9 protein-coding genes are annotated in these 18776 nt (G+C 70.2%); 6 read left to right on the forward strand and 3 right to left on the reverse strand.

Features of this window, described 5'->3' with window-relative positions; genetic code table 11:
- The first annotated feature begins 388 nt into the window (after positions 1–388).
- Entirely contained in the window at positions 389–7168 is a 6780-nt protein-coding gene (locus tag AB0A74_RS01010; RefSeq protein WP_358246832.1) for a hypothetical protein, read from the forward strand.
- Between the two features lie 251 nt (positions 7169–7419).
- On the opposite strand, the gene AB0A74_RS01015 is transcribed toward AB0A74_RS01010, so the two are convergent.
- On the reverse strand, positions 7420–8412 hold the full coding sequence (locus AB0A74_RS01015; protein WP_358246833.1) for a hypothetical protein: 993 nt from the start codon (positions 8410–8412) through the stop codon (positions 7420–7422).
- Positions 8409–9620, reverse strand: coding sequence for an MFS transporter (locus AB0A74_RS01020; protein WP_358246834.1), 1212 nt, complete (start codon positions 9618–9620; stop codon positions 8409–8411). The genes AB0A74_RS01015 and AB0A74_RS01020 overlap by 4 nt, the downstream gene beginning before the upstream one ends.
- Before the next feature lie 365 nt (positions 9621–9985).
- Between AB0A74_RS01020 and AB0A74_RS01025 the strand changes: the two genes are divergently transcribed.
- From AB0A74_RS01025 to AB0A74_RS01035, 3 genes are all read left to right on the forward strand, one after another.
- Positions 9986–10441: an NUDIX domain-containing protein gene (locus AB0A74_RS01025; protein ID WP_358246835.1), complete on the forward strand. Its 456-nt coding sequence runs from the start codon at positions 9986–9988 to the stop codon at positions 10439–10441.
- 304 nt (positions 10442–10745) lie between these two features.
- A complete protein-coding gene (locus AB0A74_RS01030) occupies positions 10746–13001 on the forward strand; it encodes a hypothetical protein (RefSeq protein WP_358246836.1) in 2256 nt (751 codons plus the stop codon).
- A gap of 422 nt (positions 13002–13423) precedes the next feature.
- The gene (locus AB0A74_RS01035; RefSeq protein ID WP_358246837.1) at positions 13424–17089 is read left to right on the forward strand and encodes a hypothetical protein; all 3666 of its coding nucleotides are present in this window, start codon (positions 13424–13426) and stop codon (positions 17087–17089) included.
- On the opposite strand, the gene AB0A74_RS01040 is transcribed toward AB0A74_RS01035, so the two are convergent.
- Positions 17074–17604, reverse strand: coding sequence for a MepB family protein (locus tag AB0A74_RS01040; RefSeq protein ID WP_358246838.1), 531 nt, complete (start codon positions 17602–17604; stop codon positions 17074–17076). The genes AB0A74_RS01035 and AB0A74_RS01040 overlap by 16 nt on opposite strands.
- Before the next feature lie 206 nt (positions 17605–17810).
- On the opposite strand from AB0A74_RS01040, the gene AB0A74_RS01045 reads away from it, so the two are divergent.
- Both AB0A74_RS01045 and AB0A74_RS01050 read left to right on the forward strand, forming a co-directional pair.
- Positions 17811–18311 carry a hypothetical protein gene (locus tag AB0A74_RS01045; RefSeq protein WP_358246839.1) on the forward strand — a complete coding sequence of 167 codons (501 nt, stop codon included), beginning with the start codon at positions 17811–17813 and terminating at the stop codon, positions 18309–18311.
- A gap of 68 nt (positions 18312–18379) precedes the next feature.
- Positions 18380–18757: a GntR family transcriptional regulator gene (locus tag AB0A74_RS01050; protein WP_358246840.1), complete on the forward strand. Its 378-nt coding sequence runs from the start codon at positions 18380–18382 to the stop codon at positions 18755–18757.
- The last annotated feature ends 19 nt before the right edge of the window (positions 18758–18776 follow it).

An 18776-nucleotide genomic window follows, 5' to 3' on the forward strand; every position in this document is an offset into this window, starting at 1 on the left:
GCCTTCACCGCTGTCACCCGGCGCCGGCGCTCGTCAAGACCGCCGGCCTCGCCGCTGCCACGCCGGTTGGCGAGGCGATCCGCTCTCCGGGGTCACCGACCGCGCCGCCGACAGTCTCCAGGTGAGGGCGGTCGGCGCGTCATCGACGTGCCTCCCGTGGTGTCGGTGCTGCATGGGAGGTCATGTCCGATCGTGACCCGATGGGAAGAGGTGCGACATGGGTAGTCGGTGGATGTCTGATCACGCCCAGGCCGTGGACCGTGTCGCGGCGCCACGCCATCGACGGCGTCGGTCACGGCTCGCCATGCATCGGCGTGCTCCTCGTCCTTGGACGGCCACTTCCCCCGGCACACCCCGGCGACTCGGCAGGCTCCTGCTCGCGGCGGCCATGGTCGTCCTGGGCGCGCTGCCGGTCACCTCGACCGCCGTCGCGGACACGACCGCGGTCTCGACGGTGACCAAGTCGGGCACGAACGAGCAGAACGGTTCCGTGGCCAGCTCGGACGGCACCCGCGGCACCGCCAACCCCGGCGACACGATCGACTGGGTGCTCAACTACACGAACTCCACCGGTCTCCCGGCCACCGTCTCGCTCACCGACACGATCACGGGCAGCCAGTCCTACGTGCCCGGATCGCTGACGATGCCGCCCGACTTCACCGGTGCCGTCAACGGCGACACGGTCACCGCGAACGGGCAGAGCGTGCCGCCGTCAGGGACGGCGGCTTTCACGTTCCTCCAGGTGGGCCAAGCGCTCCAGCAACCGGGCGGCGGTGACGGCACCGTCGTCATGACCAGCCTGATCGAGCCCGACAACCTCTACACGTCGTTCCACCACAACGACCCGTCGATCACCTGCATGACCAGGGCGACCGGCGGTACGTGCGCGAACTGGCCGGCCCGCGTCCTCTACTTCGACTTCGCCAATCCCACGGGTCCGTTGCTGACCACCTCGCCCGCGACCGGGAAGTCGATCTACGGCAACTACACCGTGCTCGACCAGGGCACCGGTCGGATCTTCGGGATGGTCTACAAGGACCCGACCCATGTGGAGGTGATCTGCTACGACCCGCTCTCCCTGACCGGCTGTGGGGAATTGCAACTCACCACCGTCCCGGCCATCACCTACACCCAGGGGAACTCCGCCATCACCCCGACGGTTTCGCCCAACCAGGGCACCTACAGCACATCCGTCGCAGCGCTCACACAAGCGGCAGACGGTTTGATGTACTGGTTGGACCACACGGGCGTCCTCCACTGCTTCAACCCTGGGTCCTTCACGCCGTGCGCCAACGACGGTTTCCAGTTGTACCCCACCACGGCCGGCCTGTTCCCCCAGGCCGCCAGTCAGAACATCCAGTCGTTCGGGCCTTACGTGTTCACCCAGTGGCCGGTGATGTCCGACAACCGGTGGCACCAGAACATCTCCTGCTACGACACCCGCACCAACGACGTGTGCCCGGGATTCGCCAACGGCGTCATCGCCCCAACCGCCATCGGCAACCGGACGCACCAGATCACCATGGGACCGGTCATGGACGCTTCCGGTGCGGTGGTGGGCATTTGCAGCCTCGGCAACAGCAACTCCGACTGCTTCTCGACCACGACGCAGACCGCGGGAGTGGCCGATACGCTGCCCGACCCGCCGATCTACACGAACGTCGTGCCCTGGGGCGGCTTCTACCAGAACCTCACCACCATCGGAACCCGTACCTACGTGGCCACGAACACCGGGCGGGTGCTGTGCTACGACTTCGCGACGAGTGCGACGTGCGCGAACTACCCGGAAACGCCTCCGATCGTGGTCCCGAGCGTCAACTACACGCTCGCGGTCGACGTGGTGAACCCGACATGCATCTGGGCGAACGGGGACAGCGGAAGGGTCATCCCGATCAACGCGCTCACCGGCGAGGTCGGCTGCTCGACCACCGGCTCGGTCACGGCGCGCCCCCAGGCCAACTACTGCGATGGATCGAGCGCGGAGGGCCGCAACACCGCGTGGTCGCAGATCGTCGTGTCGAGTCCGCCGAACAACACCTACGCCGCTGTCGCGGTGACCATCAGGGACGCCGACGGGGACATCATCACCGACTCCAACGGCACGGTCTGGAGCAACAACCAGGTCCCGGCGGCCAACGTCCCGATCGACCTGGCGAGCATCATCGGCTACTCCGCCACTTGGTCCAACGGACTCGGGGGCACCTTCGACACGACGGAGCTGGAGGTCGTCGTGTCGTTCATCGAGACGACGGCGGACTTCACGGCTCCGCAGGCGTCGGTGACCTGGACCGGTGACGACGTCTACCAGGTCTGCTTCAAGACCCAGGTGGCCCAGGTGTGCGACACGTTCCCGATCTCGAACAACGCGACGTTCACCACCGACGCCACGGCGAACGGTGGCGCCAGCGACGCGCCCGCCGGGAACAGCTCGGGTGTGGCGGCGTTCGACGTCGCCCCGACGGGGGAGTCGTGCCGAGTGCACATAGCGAAGACGGCGAGTACCTCGTTGGCGTTGCCGGGCCAACCGGTGACCTACACGGTGACGATCACGAACACGGGCACCGCGGACTACCTCGCGGGCAACCCGGTGGTGGTGAACGACGACCTGTCGCGGGCGCTGGCGAACGCCACCTACAACAACGACGCGTCCGCGCCCTCGGGGACGGTGAGCTTCGCGTCGCCGACGTTGACCTGGACCGGGCCGCTGGCCGCCAACACCTCGGTGGCGATGACCTACAGCCTGACGCCCAACGCGAACGTGCCGGTGGGCACGGAACTGCCGAACACGGTGTCCTCGCCGACGTCCACGACCAACTGCCCGGTCGGGTCGACCGATCCGTCCTGCTCGACGGTCACCGCCATGGGGGTGCCGGGGTTGTCGGTGGTGAAGTCCGCCAACCCGGCGACCGCGCACGAGGTCGGTGACACCATCCAGTTCAGCTTCGTGGTGACGAACACGGGCAACGTGCCGATGTCCGGCATCACGGTGAACGACACCCTGACCGCGCCGGCCGGTCCGGCGCTGGTCGTCACCTGCCCGTCGACCACGTTGGCGGCCGGCGCGGTGATGACCTGCACCGCCCCGTACACGGTCACCCAGGCCGATGTGGACAACGGGTCGGTGAACAACACCGCGACCGTGACCGGCACGCCGCCGTCGGGCCCGCCGACCACCAGTGAGGAGTCGGTGGGCTCGGTGCCCATCCCGTCGTCGCCGGCGATGACGATCCAGAAGGTGGCCAGCCCGGGGTCGATCAGCCAGGTGGGCGAGCAGATCCACTACACGTTCGTGGTGCGCAACACGGGCAACACGGTGCTCAACGACATCGTGGTGACCGACCAGTTGGCCGCTCCGGCCGGGCCCGCGCTCACGATCACATGCCCGGCCACGACGTTGGCGGTGGGCGGGGTGATGACCTGCACCGCCAGCCCGTACGTCGTGACCGCCGCGGACCTGGACAACGGGAGGGTCGTCAACACCGCCAACGCCACGGCGACGCCGCCCAACGGGCCGCAGATCAGCGCCCCGCCGTCGACCGCCGAGGTGCCGCGCACGAGCGCCGGCCCGTCGCTGGCGATCCAGAAGACGGCGGTGCCCACGACCGCCCGCAACGTCGGTGATGTGGTGCAGTACGACTTCGTCGTCCGCAACACGGGCAGCACGGAACTGACCGGGATCACCGTCGAGGACGTCTTCGTCGCGCCGGCCGGCCCGGCGATCACCGTGACCTGCCCGCGTGATTCGCTCCCGGTCGGGGGCGAGCAGACCTGCACCTCCAGCCCGTACCGGTTGACCGCGGCGGACGTGGCCAACGGGTCGGTCAACAACTCCGCCACCGTCACCGGGACCAGCCCGGACGGCAGCGCCGTCACCAGTCCGCCGTCGACCGCGGTGGTGTCGATCTCGCCCAGCCCGTCCCTGACCGTGACCAAGTCGGCCAGCCCGGCGATGGTGCGCGCGGTCGGACAGACCATCACCTACAGCTTCGTGGTCGTCAACACCGGCAACGTGCCGCTGACCGGCGTCACCGTCAACGACACGCTGTCCGCCCCGGCCGGTCCGGCGCTGGTCGTCACCTGCCCGTCCACCACGCTCGCGATGGGCGCGCAGATGGTCTGCACCGCCCCCTACACGGTCACCGCGGCGGACGTGGACAACGGGTCGGTGAACAACACCGCCACCGCCACCGGCGACGATCCCGACGGCAACCCGGTGACGTCCAACCCGTCCACCGCGAGCGTGCCGGCGCCGGCCGGTTCGAGCCTGTCCATCGTGAAGTCCGCCAACGTGGCGGCCGGGCACGTCGCCGGCGAGACGATCACCTACAGCTTCGTGGTCACCAACACCGGCGACACCTCGCTGGCGAACGTGGTCGTGACCGACGCGCTGGTCGCGCCGGCCGGGCCGGAACTGGCCGTCACCTGCCCGTCCACCATGCTGGCCGCGGGCGACTCGATGACCTGCACCGCCCCCTACACCCTCACCCAGGCCGACGTGGACAACGGCAAGGTGGACAACTCCGCCACCGCGACCGCCACCGACCCCACGGGGGGCACCGTCGCCAGTCCGCCGTCGGCGATCAGCGTGCCCATCCCGGCCGACCCGGCCCTGACCCTGGTCAAGACCGCCAATCCCGCCCACTTCACCGCCGCCGAGGAGGAGATCACCTACACCTTCGTGGTCACCAACAGCGGCAACGTGCCGGTGGACAACGTGTCGATCTCCGAAGTCTCCTTCGACGGCAGCGGGTTCATGTCACCGATCACCTGCCCACCTGGACCACTCGCGCCCGGTGCGCAGGTCACCTGCACCGCGGACTACACCACCACCCCGTCCGACGTCGACGCCGGAGGTTCGCCCCTGGTGAACGTCGCGGTGGCCAACGCCACCGCGCCCGACGGCGGCCCGGTGCAGTCCAACGAGGCCGAAGCCTTCATCACCACCCGCCTGGTGGCCGACCTGCACATGGTGAAGATGGTCAACCCGTCGCGGGCCTACACCGTCGGCCAGCAGGTGACCTACACCTTCGTGGTCACCAACCCCAGCGGGCAGCCGGCGAGCAACATCCAGGTCCAAGACCAACTCGTCGCACCGGCGGGCCCGGCGGTGACCGTCACCTGCCCGGCCACGACGCTGGCGGCGGGCGCGTCGATGACCTGCACGTCGAGTCCTTACACCATCACCGCGGCCGACGTGGCCAATGGCAACGTCCGCAACGGCGCGACGGTCACGGGCACCGACGCCAACGGCAACAGCGTCGATCCCGGCGTCCGGTTCAGCGTCGACCTGCCCATCGCCACCGCGCCCAGCCTGGCCCTGACCAAGATCGCCGACCGGGCCACCGCCTACCAGGCCGGGGACCAGATCAACTACAGCTTCCTGGTCACCAACACGGGCAACGTCGAGATGACCGGCGTGACCGTGACCGACACCCTGGTCGCGCCGGCCGGGCCCGAGGTCACCGTCACCTGCCCGGCCACGACGCTGGCGGCGGGCGCGTCGATGACCTGCACCTCCACCCCCTACACCGTGACCGCGGCGGACGTCGCCAACGGCGGCGTGGACAACTCGGCCACCGCGTCGGGCACCGACCCGGCCGGCGTCACCTCGACCACACCGCCCTCGACCGCCACGGTCGACATCCCCTCGGAGCCGGGGTTGACGATCCTGAAGACCGCCGACCCCGCCACGACCTCCCAGGTCGGTGAGACCATCACCTACAGCTTCCTGGTCACCAACACCGGCAACGTGGAGCTGACCGGTGTGGCGGTCACCGACACGCTGGCCGCGCCGGCCGGGCCCGAGGTCACCGTGACCTGCCCGTCCACCACGCTGGCCATCGGCGCGTCGATGACGTGCACCTCCACGCCCTACACCACCACCAACGCCGACGCCGCCAACGGCACGGTGAACAACTCCGCCACCGCGTCGGGCACCGACCCCAGCGGCGGCACCACCACCAGCCCACCCTCGACCACCAGCGTCCCGGTGCCGGCGAGCGCCGCCATCTCGATCGTCAAGTCGGCCGACCGCACCACCGTCGATCGGGCCGGTGACATCGTCAACTACAGCTACGTCGTCACCAACACGGGCAGCGTCCCGTTGACCGACGTCACCGTGGACGACCAGCTCGCCGCGCCCGGCGGGCCGTCGGTCACCATCACCTGCCCGTCGACCACCCTGGCCGTGGGCGCCTCGATGACCTGCACGGCCAGCCCGTACACCGTCACCCAGGCGGACGCGGACAGCGGGGAACTCCACGACACGGCCACGGCCGTGGGCACCCCGCCCAACGGCCCGCCCGTGCAGGCCCCGCAGTCCACCGTGGTGATCCCCATCCCGCCGGCGCCGGACCTGACGGTGGACAAGTCCGCGGACCCGACCACCGTCGCCAACGCCGGTGACACGGTCACCTACAGCTTCCTGGTCACCAACACCGGCAACGTCTCCCTGACCAACCTCACGATCACCGAGACCGAGTTCTCCGGAACGGGAACCCTGTCGCCGATCAGTTGCCCGACCGACCCCGTGGCACCGGGAGCCACTGCCACCTGCACCGCCACCTACACCCTCACCCAAGCCGACGTGGACACCGGGTCGATCACCAACACCGCGACCGCGACCGGCAACCCGCCCGTCGGCCCGGCCGTCACCTCACCGCCGAGCTCGGCCGAGGTGACCGCGCCACCGAACCCGTCGTCGAACCTGGTCAAGTCGGCCGACCCGGCCACGATCGGCTCCGCCGGCCAGCTCGTGACCTACAGCTTCGTGGTCACCAACACCGGCAACGTCACGCTCACCGACGTGACCGTGACCGAGACCAGCTTCACCGGCACCGGCACCCCGCCGACGCCGACCTGCCCGACCGAACCCCTGGCGCCGGGCGCCTCGGTCACCTGCACCGCCACCTACACCACCACCCAGGCCGACATCAGCGCCGGGAAGGTCGACAACACCGCCATCGCGAGCGGCACGGCCCCCGACGGGACGGACACCACCACGCCGCCGTCCACCGCGACCGTCGAGGTGCCGCCGTCGGGCGCGGGCTCTCAACACCCCGTCACCGGTAGCAGTCTGCGCGGTCTCCTGGGCCTGGCCGTCCTGCTGCTCACCAGCGGGATAGCCACGATCCCCGTCATCGGCCGGTACCGCCGCCGCCGCGGCTGACAACGGGACGGCAGGTCCGCCGCCGGGCACACGCCCGGCGGCGGACCTGTGTCGCGACCTCCCGTTCCGGCGTGCTTGGTCCGGGTGTCGCGCTCCGGGTGTCGCGCTCCGGGTGTCGTGCTTCGGGTGTGGGGTGAGGTGGCCGCGTGACTGGTTCGCCGCGTGGTCGTAATGGGTGACACCGGTCGGCGGCGAAGGTCCTGCCCGGGCTGAACGCGGTCAAGCCGCCGGTTGAGCTGAATGCAGCGGGATCACCGGTGGGGCCGGTCGGCGGGAGGTTCGAGGGTGGCCGGTGAGCTGGCTGCCGGGACCAGCAGGCGCGGGGTGCCGGAGCCGTCGGCCGGGACCGCCCACACGTCGCTCGCCGCCTCGTCGCGTCGGATGGCGTAGGCGACCGTGTCGTCGTCCAGCCATGCGGGTTGGTCGTCGACGCTCCGCGTTTCGGCGAGCGGGACGACCACACCGGAGGCGAGGTCCATCGTGGACAGTCGCCAACCCTGTGCCGGATCACCGTTCACGGCGGCCTTGAAGGCGATGCGTGTGCCATCGGGTGAAAGCGATGGGCATTCCACGTTCTCCGCGATCACTTCCATCCGCATGGCCCGGAAGTCGCCACGCATCAAGAACCGCTTCCCCCCGGTCGACATCGACACGTAGAAGCGGTTGTCGTCGGCGGCGAACGTGACTCCCCAGAAGTTGGTGTCCGGAGCCACCACGGGCACTCCGTCCTTCATGGACGTGAAGTATTCCAGCGACCACAGCACATCGCCGGTCTTCAAGTCCAGGATGCCGGTGTTGGTGGAGAACGAGCCCGACGTGTACGAGTGCCCTTCCACGAACTCGGTCCAGGACACCATGCGCCCGCTTTCGGACACCCTGGTCCGGTTGGGGATGCCCTGCAGGGGAACCGTCCGCAGTCGTCGCTGGAGCGTCGAGTCGAAGACCACCAACTCGCCCGCGTTCAAGGCGCTCATCGGGCGCAGGCAGGACACCGTGCCGCCGGCCGCGTAGGCCCGGTCGCAACGCTCGCCGGTGACCTCGCGCGGCCCGGTCGGGTCGTCGCGGGACACGAAGGACAGGACACCGTCGCTGACCACCTGGAGCCTCGCCCCCGTCACCGGGCCGGTCACGACGTCGGCGCCGGAGGCGGACCGCAGCGCGGTGTAGCCGACCGCCACTCCCGCCAGCGTGACGGCGGCCGCGGCGGTGAGCAGGAGCCGCGCCCTGGCGGAGGGCGGGTTCACCGGCGCCGCCCCGACAACGCCACGACCACGACCGCTCCCGCCACGACGGCGGCGGCTGCGAGCCGGGTGGCGGCTTCGGGGCCCCAGGCGTGCCAGGTGAGCCCGAACAGCACCGAGGACCCCAGGTAGCCCAGGGCTTGACCGGTCTGCACCAGGGCGAGGCCGGTGGCGCGCAGCGCGCGCGGGATCACCGGGGCGGCGAGGGCCATCAGCACACCGTCGGTCGCCGCGTAGAACACCCCGTACAGCGCGACGACCACCACGACCAGCGGCCAGCCGCCCCAGGGCCCGAAGAGGGCCGCGTAGGCGACGGCCAGCGCCACGTGGCCGCCGACGACGACGGGCAGCCGTCCGACCCGGTCGGCCAGGACGCCCATCGGGGCGGCGAGCACCAGGTACACCAGGCTCGTGCCGACGGCGAGCAGCGGGAACCACCCGATCGACAGCGCGGTCCGCTGGTGCAGGAGCAGGTAGACGAACCCGTCGCCGACGGTCACGAACCCGAGCACCGCGGCCACGACCACGAGCCGCCGCACCCTCGTTCGCCGCAGCAGTCCCCATGCGGTTGACACGCGCACGGGCCGCGCCGGCACGGGCGAGCGGTGGTCGCGGACGAACAGCACCAGGACCACCACGCCCATCGCGGCGATGCAGGCGCTGGTGACGAAGACGGAGTCGAAGGAGCCGGCCGTGGCGGCCAGCACGGCGAGCGCGACGAGCGGTCCCAGGAACGCGCCCACCCCGTCCATCGCGCGGTGCACGCCGAACGCCCGGCCGAGGTCACCCGCCGGGCTGGACAGCGTGATCAGGGCGTCGCGCGGCGCCGTGCGCAGGCCCTTGCCGGCCCGGTCGGCGGTGATCGCCGCGCCGAGCAGGGCGGTGGACGTGCCGGCGACCAGCAGACCGAGTTTGGCCACCGCGGACAGGCCGTAGCCGAGCCCGGCCACGGCCTTGCGCCGGGTCGTGCGGTCGGCGAGGTAGCCGCCGACCAGCCGCAGCACCGTGGTCGCGCCGGTGTAGAGGCCGTCCACGACGCCGTACGCCGCCGGGCTGAGCTGGAGGCCCACGACGAGGTAGAGCGGCAGGACGGCGGTGACCATCTCCGAGGACACGTCGGTGACCAGGCTGACCGCGCCGAGCGCGAACACGTTGGCGCTCACGCCTTTCCAGGCGCCGACCTTCGCGCGGTCGATCGTGGACAGGTACATGCCGTCCTCCCCGATCCCGGCGGCACGGTGTCCGGCACCCGCGCCTCGTCGCATCGGCCCACAGCGCCACCACCGGGCCGGCGAAGCGGCTCCACCCCGGCCCGGTGGCGGTCCTCCACCGTGCGGACCGCTGGACTGGTCGCGCCATGACGCGGCATGACCGATTTGCCCCTGGCGGGTCACCGAGCCGGTGCCGGTGGCGGGGGATGACCCGGGTTGCAACCAGCGCGGCGACTGGCGGAGCGGCGCTCCCGGATCGTCAGCTCGCCCAGCGTCATGGCGAGCGCGGTCTACCTGTCGGCCTCCGAAGGGGTCCGCCAAGGCACGGCTCGGTCGTCCCGGACGTCGAGCGGGGAGGTCACGCGATGAACGGGTTGCTCCGCCGGCTCTGGCTCGGAACGGGCAGCTGGGTGCAGTGGCGCGTGCTGTGGCTGGTGAACGCGAAGTTCATGGTCAGCGTCGCGGCCGTGGTGCGGGATGAGAACGGCCGGGTGCTGCTGCTCAAGCACCACTTCTGGCGTGAGGACCGGAAGTGGGGCTTGCCCAGCGGTTACGTGAAGGCGGGGGAGACGCTCGCCGACGCCGTGGTGCGGGAGGTCGTCGAGGAGACGGGGCTCGTCGTGGTGGTGGGCGACCCCATGCCGGTGTACCTGGGCAGCGGCTACCGCCTCCGCCTGGAGTTCGTCTACGAGGCGCGCTACACCGGCGGTGAGATCGAGATCGACGGGTTCGAGATCGAGCAGGCGGGGTGGTTCGAGCCGGATCGGCTGCCACGGGAAGTTCAAGAGACGCACCAGAGGCTGATCCGCCAGTCGCCCTGACCGTCGAGCGTGCGGCACGGGGTCGCCGCGACCGGTCCGGGTGACCGGACGTCATCGGGCACGGCGTTCGGCGGTCTGCGGGAAGACAGTCCGGATCCGAGGCGTGCAGTGGCACCGTCGTCGGCAGCGCATGGAGGTTGGAATGAACAGGCGTGGTTCGTGGCCCACCGTGCTGTTGTCGCGGGGTCAGGGCCGTCCTCGGCACCCTGCACCGTCGCGAAAGGCGGCTGTACTGGCCGCTTCGGCTCTACTCGGCGCACTCGTCCTACCGGGCGTCGGGCTTGTCGGAGGTGTCGGGACGCCTGTGGCGTCGGCGACCGTCCCCGGCACGCCCGGTGTTCCGCAAGCGGCCGCGTTGCTTGTCGCCGAGGACTTCGAGAACGCCGCGACGCCCACGCCCAGACTGCTGAGCACTTATGTCGGGGCGAGCGGTCAGACGTACACGGCGGACACGCCGTACCTGACCAACTGCAACGGCAACGTGGTCGAGTTCGACTCGACCGACATCGCGGCGTCGAACTGCAACGGGAACGACGGCGCATTTTCGGGGATCCGGCAGATGGCACACGCGCTGGGCACCTTCGCGGGTGACTCGACGCCGAACGACAACCACGTGGTGTCGGGGTGGACTTTGGCCGCCATCCCGGCCGGTCAGACGCGGGTGCTCGAGCTCACGCCGCAGATCTCCTTGGCGGCGGCGAACCGCTTCATCATCGCGAGCGTCGATGTCGTGGCACTGACCTGCACCGCCCCTCCCGTCTACACCTTCGCGGTCACGTCGGGGACGACGTCGACCACGCTGGGAAGTTCGCTCAACGTGTGCGGCACCGGGGTCGACAACACGGTGATCTCGGTTCCCGCAGTCGGGAGCGCGCCGGCTCGCGACATGAGGGCCGCGACTTTGACGTCGGACACCGCGGCGTTGGTGACCGGGAACACCGCGGGGCTGGTCATGCGGAACCTGACCACGGCCGCCGGGGGAAACGACGGATCGTTCGACAACGTCCGGATCCTGGATGCGACGCCGCAGCTGGACAAGTCGTTCAGCGCGCCGGTGGGGGGCACTTCCACCCTGACGTTGACGGTCACGAACACCTCGGAGTTGGCGGCGAAGCCGGGGTGGTCGTTCGACGACGACTTGCCCGCGGGGATGACCGTGGTCGGCACGCCGACGACGACCTGCCCGAACGGTGTCGCATCGGTGTCCTCGGACGGTGGCACGCTCAGCGTGACCGGGGATCTGGACACCGGTATGGAGTCGTGCACGGTGACGGCGTCGGTACAGGTCACCGATCCGGGCACGTACACCAACGGGCCGTCGAACATCACGACCAGCGCGGGGTTGAACCCGCCCGCCGACGCGACGGTGGCGTTCGCTGCGTCGATGACGTTGGAGAAGTCGGCGAGCCCGACGGCGGTGACGGCGGCGGGCGACCAGGTGACCTACAGCTTCGTGCTGACCAACACCGGTGACGTGGAGATCACGAACCCGACCGTCACCGAGACCGCGTTCACCGGGTCGGGCGGGTCGCCGACGGTCACCTGCCCGGCGGAGGCCGATCCGTTGTCGGTGGGTGAGGAGGTGACGTGCACGGCGACCTACACCGTGACCCAGGCCGACCTCGGCCGGGCGACGATCGACAACACCGCCACCGCCGCCGGCACCGCGGGCGCCACGTCGGTGACCACCGAGCCCTCCTCGGCGTCGGTGACCATGCCCCAGACGCCGTCGTTGTCGTTGGTCAAGACTGCCGACCCGGCGACCGTGTCGGCGGCCGGCCAGTCGATCACCTACAGCTTCGTGGTGACCAACACCGGGAACGCGGCGTTGTCCGACATCGCCGTCGCCGACCAACTGACGGCCCCGGCCGGCCCTGCGGTGACCGTCGCGTGCCCATCGACGACGCTGGCCCCGAACGCGTCGGTGACCTGCACCGCGACCTACACGGCGACCCAGGCCGACGTGGACCACGGGTCGGTCGACAACACGGCCACCGCCACCGGAACGGCGCCAGATGGTACGACAGCGACAAGTCCGTCGTCGTCGGCGTCGGTGTCGATCCCGCCCGACCCGTCGTTGACGGTGGTGAAGTCGGCGGACCCGGCTACCGCGGACACGGTCGGGCAGACCATCACGTTCAACTTCGTGGTGACCAACACCGGCAATGTGACGCTCACCGGAATCTCGGTGGACGACACGCTGTCCGCCCCGGCCGGGCCGGAGGTCACGGTGACCTGCCCGTCCACCGGGTTGGCGCCTGGCGAATCGACCACGTGCACCTCCTCGCCCTACACGGTCACCCAGGCCGACGCCGATCACGGCTCGGTGGACAACTCCGCCATCGCGACCGGGACCGCACCTGACGGGACCGGAGTCCAGTCGGAGCCGTCGACCACCTCGGCGGCCGTCGACGTCGCGCCGGAGCCGGCACCCGCCGGCCCGCCCACGATGCCCGACACCGGTCCCTCGGTGATCAACCCGGCCGTGGGCGCGGCGCTCGCCCTCGTCCTCGGCATCGGAACGAGGCTGGTGGCGACCTACCGCCGCAAGCGGCTCTAGCACCACCGCCGCGAGTCGGCCAAGGAGTTGGCCGACTCGCTGGCATCGAGAAGGCCGGGACTTCCCGGACGAGCCGACCGGTCGCGGGTTTCGGCGCCCGCATCGACCGAGCCGAGGACTTCGTTCCCGGCAGGCTCGCCGGCGGCGAGCCCGCCGAGCGGCACCACCGCTCGACGGGACCGGCTGATCGGCCCGCGTCATCGTCAACGGCGCTCGAAGGTCCGTGGGATGTGAGTCGGATGGATGTCCAGCGCCCTCGATGGTGGCGTCAACCGCTCGGCCGGAAGACCTCGCGGTGCCGGCCGAGCCGGGTGGCCGTGCGTCGCCGACTGCCGGTCGCGACGCCAAAGGTCGTCGTACTGGCGGTTTCGGCTCTGCTTGCCGTGCCCGGCGTCGCGGTTCTCGCAGATGTCGGGGCACCTGTGGCGTCGGCGACCGTCCCCGGCACGCCCGGTGTTCCCCAAGCGGCGACGGTGCTGCTGACCGAGGACTTCGAGAACGCCCCGACACCCACCCCGAGGCGTCTGAACACCTACGTGGGGGCGAACGGTCAGACGTACACGGCGGACACGCCGTACCTGACCAACTGCAACGGCAACGTCGTCGAGTTCAACTCGACCAACCTCGCGGCGTCGAACTGCAACGGGAACAACGCCGCGTTCTCGGGGATCCGGCAGATGGCACACGCGCTGGGCACCTTCGCGGGTGACTCGACGCCGAACGACAACCACGCTGTGTCGGGGTGGACGCTGGCCGCCATCCCAGCCGGTCAAACCCGAGCGCTCGAACTCGCACCGCAGATCCCGCTGGCGGTTGCGGGACGGTTCATCATCGCGAGCGTTGACGTCGTGGCGTTGACCTGCTTCTCTCCGCCCGTCTACACGATTGCGGTCACGTCGGGGACCACGACGACCACTCTGGGGTCTTCGCTCAACGTGTGCGGCAGCGGGGTCAACAGCCGGTTGATCTCGACTCCCGCGGTGGGAGCCGCGCCCGCCCGTGACATGAGGGCCGCGACCTTGACGTCGGACACCGCGGCGTTGGTGACGGGCAATACCGTGGGGCTCACCATGCGGAACCTGACCACGGTCGCCGGGGGCAACGACGGGTCCTTCGACAACCTCCGGATCATCGATGCGACACCGCAGCTGGACAAGTCGTTCAGCGCGCCGGTGGGAGGGACTTCCACCCTGACGTTGACGGTTACGAACACCTCAGAGTTGGCGGCGAAGCCGGGGTGGTCGTTCGACGACGACCTGCCCACGGGGATGACGGCGGTCGGCACGCCGACGACGACCTGCCCGAACGGCGTCGCGTCGACGTCGTCGGGTGGTGCCAGGGTGACGGTGTCCGGAGACCTGACCATCGGTATGGCGTCGTGCACGGTGACGGTGTCGGTACGCGTCTCGGACCCGGGCACGTACACCAACGGGCCGTCGAACATCACGGCCAGCGCGGGGTTGAACCCGCCTGCGGACGCGACCGTGACGTTCGCGGCGTCGATGACGTTGGCGAAGTCGGTGAGTCCGACGTCGGTGGCGGCGGCGGGCGACCAGGTGACCTACAGCTTCCTGCTGAGCAACACCGGTGACGTGGAGATCGTGAACCCGGCCGTCACCGAGACCGCGTTCACCGGGTCGGGCGGGTCGCCGACGGTCACCTGCCCGGCGGAGGCCGATCCGTTGTCGGTGGGTGAGCAGGTGACGTGCACGGCGACCTACACCGTGACCCAGGCCGATGTCGACCGAGGCGGGATCGACAACACGGCGGTCGCGACCGGCGCCACGCCCGGCGGTACCCGAGTCGATTCGCCGTCGTCCTCGGCGCAGGTGGTCATACCCTTCTCCGGCGTCCTGGACCTGACCAAAACCGCGAACCCGGTCACCGTGTCCGCCGCCGGTCAGGTGATCTCCTACGACTTCGTGGTCACCAACAACACCAACCAGACGCTGGCCAACGTCCGCGTGGCCGAGGATGCCTTCTCCGGCACGGGAACCCCGCCCACCGTCACGTGTCCCGCGGCGCTGGGTCCCGGCGAGCAGGCGACCTGCACCGCGACCTACGCCGTCACCCAGGACGACATGAACGCCGGGACGATCACCAACACCGCGACCGCGCACGGCGACCCGCTCAGCGGTGGTCCCACCGTGGACAGCGCGCCGTCGTCGGCCGTTGTCAGCGCGCCCCATGTCGCGTCGCTGACGCTGGTCAAGTCCGCTGATCCGGTGACCTTGTCGGCGGCCGGTCAGACGGTCGTCTACAGCTTCGTGGTGACCAACACCGGCAACGTGTCGCTGTCCGGCATCACCGTCAGCGACCAACTGGCGGCCCCGGCCGGTCCCGCGGTGACCGTCGTGTGCCCGTCCACGACGCTGGACCCGGGTGCGTCGACGACCTGCACCGCCACCTACACCGCGACGCAGGCTGACGTGGACCACGGTTCGATCGTCAACACCGCCACGGTGACCGCCACCGCACCCGGTGGCGACCAGGTCACCGGCGAACCGTCGACGGTGACGATCCCCGTCCCGACCGGGCCTGCGATCACCTTGGTGAAGTCCGCGAACCCGGGCTCGGTCTCGCAGGCCGGTGACACCGTCACCTACAGCTTCCTGATCAGCAACACCGGCAACGTGACGTTGTCGAGCGTGTCGGTGATCGACACGGTGGCCGCACCCGCCGGGCCGCCGCTCGTCGTGAACTGCCCGTCGAACACGTTGTCGGTCGGCGCTTCGATGACGTGCTCGGCCGTGTACGTGGTGAGGCAGTCCGATGTGGACCACGGTTCGATCGGCAACACCGCCACCGCTACGGGTGTCGCACCCGACGGCACGCAGGTTGGCAGCCCACCGTCCGACGCGGCGGTCTCGATCCCGGCCACGGCGTCGATGGCGGTGACCAAGACGGCTGATCCGGCCAGTGTGGGTTCTGCGGGCGACAGCATCACGTTCAGCGTCGTGGTCACCAACACCGGCAATGTCACCCTCACCGGTCTCGCCGTGGCGGACACGCTCGCCGCACCCGCTGGGCCTGAGATCACGGTGACCTGTCCGTCGAACGTGTTGGCACCGGGCGAATCGACCACGTGCACGTCATCGCCCTACACCGTCACCCAGGCCGACACCGACCACGGCTCGGTGAGCAACACCGCTACCGCCTCGGCGACCGCGCCCGACGGTGGCACGACGACAAGCCCATCCTCGTCCGCGACCGTGCCCGTTGTGCCGGCACCGGCCATCACCCTGGTCAAGACCGCCGACCCGACGACCGTGTCGGCGGCCGGGCAGACCATCACCTACGCCTTCCTGGTCACCAACACCGGCAACGTCACGCTGACCGACATCACCGTGCTCGACACCCCGGCCGTTCCCGCGGGCCCGGCGCCGGCGGTCACCTGCCCGGTCGCGACTCTCGCCGTCGGTGGGTCCACCACCTGCACCGCCCGGTACACAGCCACTCAAGTCGACGTGGACCACGGGTCGATCGACAACACGGCCACCGCCACGGGTACGTCACCCGATGGTGGCACGGCGACCAGCGCGTCGTCGGCGTCGGTGTTGATCCCACCCGATCCGTCGTTGACGTTGGTGAAGTCGGCGGATCCGGCGACCGCGCACACGGTCGGGCAGACGATCACGTTCAACTTCGTGGTCACCAACACGGGCAATGTGACGCTCACCGACATCGCGGTGGCAGACACACTGACGGCACCTGCCGAGCCCGAGGTCACGGTGACCTGTCCGTCAGCCGAGCTGGCACCGGGCGAATCGACGACATGCACCTCCTCGCCCTACACCGTCACCCGAGCCGACGCCGACCACGGCTCGGTCGACAACACCGCCACCGCCACCGGGACCTCACCCGACGGCTCCGCCGTCGAGTCCGAGCCGTCGACGGCCTCGGCGGTCGTCGACGTGCCGCAGGAGCCGACGCCCGACGGCCCGCCCACGATGCCCGACACCGGTCCATCAGTGATCAACCAGGCGGCATGCGCAGCACTGGCCATCATGCTCGGCATCGCGACGAGCCTGGTGGCGGCCTACCGGCGGAAGAGCCGAACCACACCTGGTGGTCACCGGCCGCGGTAGAGGGATCGCGCGTGTGTCGAGGTGGCCGGCGTGTGATCGTCGAGGCGGAGGAAGTGCTCGACCTGCCAGGCCTGGGTCTTGGACGCCTGCCGGCTGGTCGTTTCCACCCACGGCGGGTACACGCGGAACCCGCGCTTCCCGCCGGTGCCGTCGCGGGACACGATGCCCCGCTCGCACAACACCGGGCCGGGGAAGACGAACTGTCCGAAGTGGCCGTGGTCGCGGCTGCTGATGACGAAGAGGTCGATCCCGTCGGCGGTGTCGAAGGGACGGATCGGGCCTTGCGCCGACCGTTGCCACACGGTCACGAACTGGCCGGCCTTGGTCGGGGTCGTCGCTGCCACGCGGAACACGACCGAAGCCCCGTCCACCGTGAACCGGTGTGCCGCGTACGCGGTGCTCTCGGGCTCGGGCACCGGCTGCGAGCAGACGAAACCGTTCGGCTCGTAGACCAGGGTTTTCGCGGCCCTCAGGTCGTCGTGGAGTCCCGACCATCGCGGGTGGTTGCTCGGCATCTGCACATCCTGGCATCGGCGTCTCGCCGCGTGAGGTGCGTGGGTCGCGTCATCGGCGGCATGGGTCCGGTGTCTGGTTGACACGTGGGTGTGATGCGCGGCGGCAGCGCCTGCCAACGCCGTCTGCCGGGGGCGGGTCGCTCGCGTCCCGGCACGGCGGGCGCGAGGCGGTCAGGCCCTGTCATCATCGGATGGAGGAGACCACTGTGGACACTTCGCCAGGCGACGGCCTGCACTCGGACGGCTTCGATCGGTGGCGTGCGATGAGCGTGTGTCGAGCGGCTTCGGTTTCGGCGGTCGCGGCGTGCGTGCTGGTGGCGGCCGCGGTCGTCTCGGCGTGCTCCGCGGGTGAGAAGCCCGCTGCGCCGTCGAGCCCGTCGACGTCCTCCGGTTCGGTCGCGCCGTCGGCGGCCGCGGACATCCCGGCGTCGGTGGCCAACGACGTCGATCGGCGCAAGCACGCGGTCATCACGAGTTGCCGGCCGGGCCCGGACGGCGGCTGGGAGGCGCGGGGCACGGTCACCAACTCCGGCCAAGCCGCCCACGACTACTCGATCACGATCTTCTTCACCACGGAGAACGCGACGGTCCTGGACCACGCCGCCACGTCGGTGACGGTCGAGGGCGGTGCGACGGGCGAGTGGTCGGCGCAGAAGAACTTCCCGGCGCCTCCCAACGTGCTGTGCGTGCTGCGAGGGGTCGGCTGAGGCCGGCCGAGTACCACGATCGGGTCATGGCGCGCGACGTGCCGAGGGGTGGCCTCTAGCCTCCGCGTATGGAGGTAGAGATCGCCTACGTGCACCCGTACGAGCAGATCGCGGCGACGATCGCCGCGCAGATCGCCGCGGGTGACCCGCCCCCTGGCCGACGCCTGCCTCCGGTGCGCGTCCTGGTCGACCTGCACGGCACGACGAACGCGACCATGCACCGGGCGCTGCGCCTGTTGAGCGAGCAGGGCTGGGTCACCCGCGTGCCGAACGTGGGCGTCTTCGCGCGCACCGCCGAGACGCCGACCCCGGCCATGACGACGGCCGACCTGAGGCTCGTCATCGAATCGCTGGAGGAGTCCCTGGCCGAATTGCGCCGTCGTGTCGCGCGACTGGAGGGCGGTGTCGGCGAACCGGACCTCGCCGAGGTGGGACGTCTGGCCTGAGAGCTGCCACGGCGACCGG

It is taken from the genome of Saccharothrix sp. NPDC042600 (genome assembly GCF_040647305.1).
GTDB lineage: Bacteria > Actinomycetota > Actinomycetes > Mycobacteriales > Pseudonocardiaceae > Actinosynnema > Actinosynnema mutabilis.

What these genes read in the sequence shown, in the direction of transcription:
- AB0A74_RS01025 (WP_358246835.1), top strand. Translation starts at nt 9,986, where the DNA reads ATGAACGGGTTGCTCCGCCGGCTCTGGCTCGGAACGGGCAGCTGGGTG.
- AB0A74_RS01040 (WP_358246838.1), bottom strand. Translation starts at nt 17,604, where the DNA reads ATGCCGAGCAACCACCCGCGATGGTCGGGACTCCACGACGACCTGAGG.
- AB0A74_RS01020 (WP_358246834.1), bottom strand. Translation starts at nt 9,620, where the DNA reads ATGTACCTGTCCACGATCGACCGCGCGAAGGTCGGCGCCTGGAAAGGC.
- AB0A74_RS01010 (WP_358246832.1), top strand. Translation starts at nt 389, where the DNA reads ATGGTCGTCCTGGGCGCGCTGCCGGTCACCTCGACCGCCGTCGCGGAC.
- AB0A74_RS01050 (WP_358246840.1), top strand. Translation starts at nt 18,380, where the DNA reads ATGGAGGTAGAGATCGCCTACGTGCACCCGTACGAGCAGATCGCGGCG.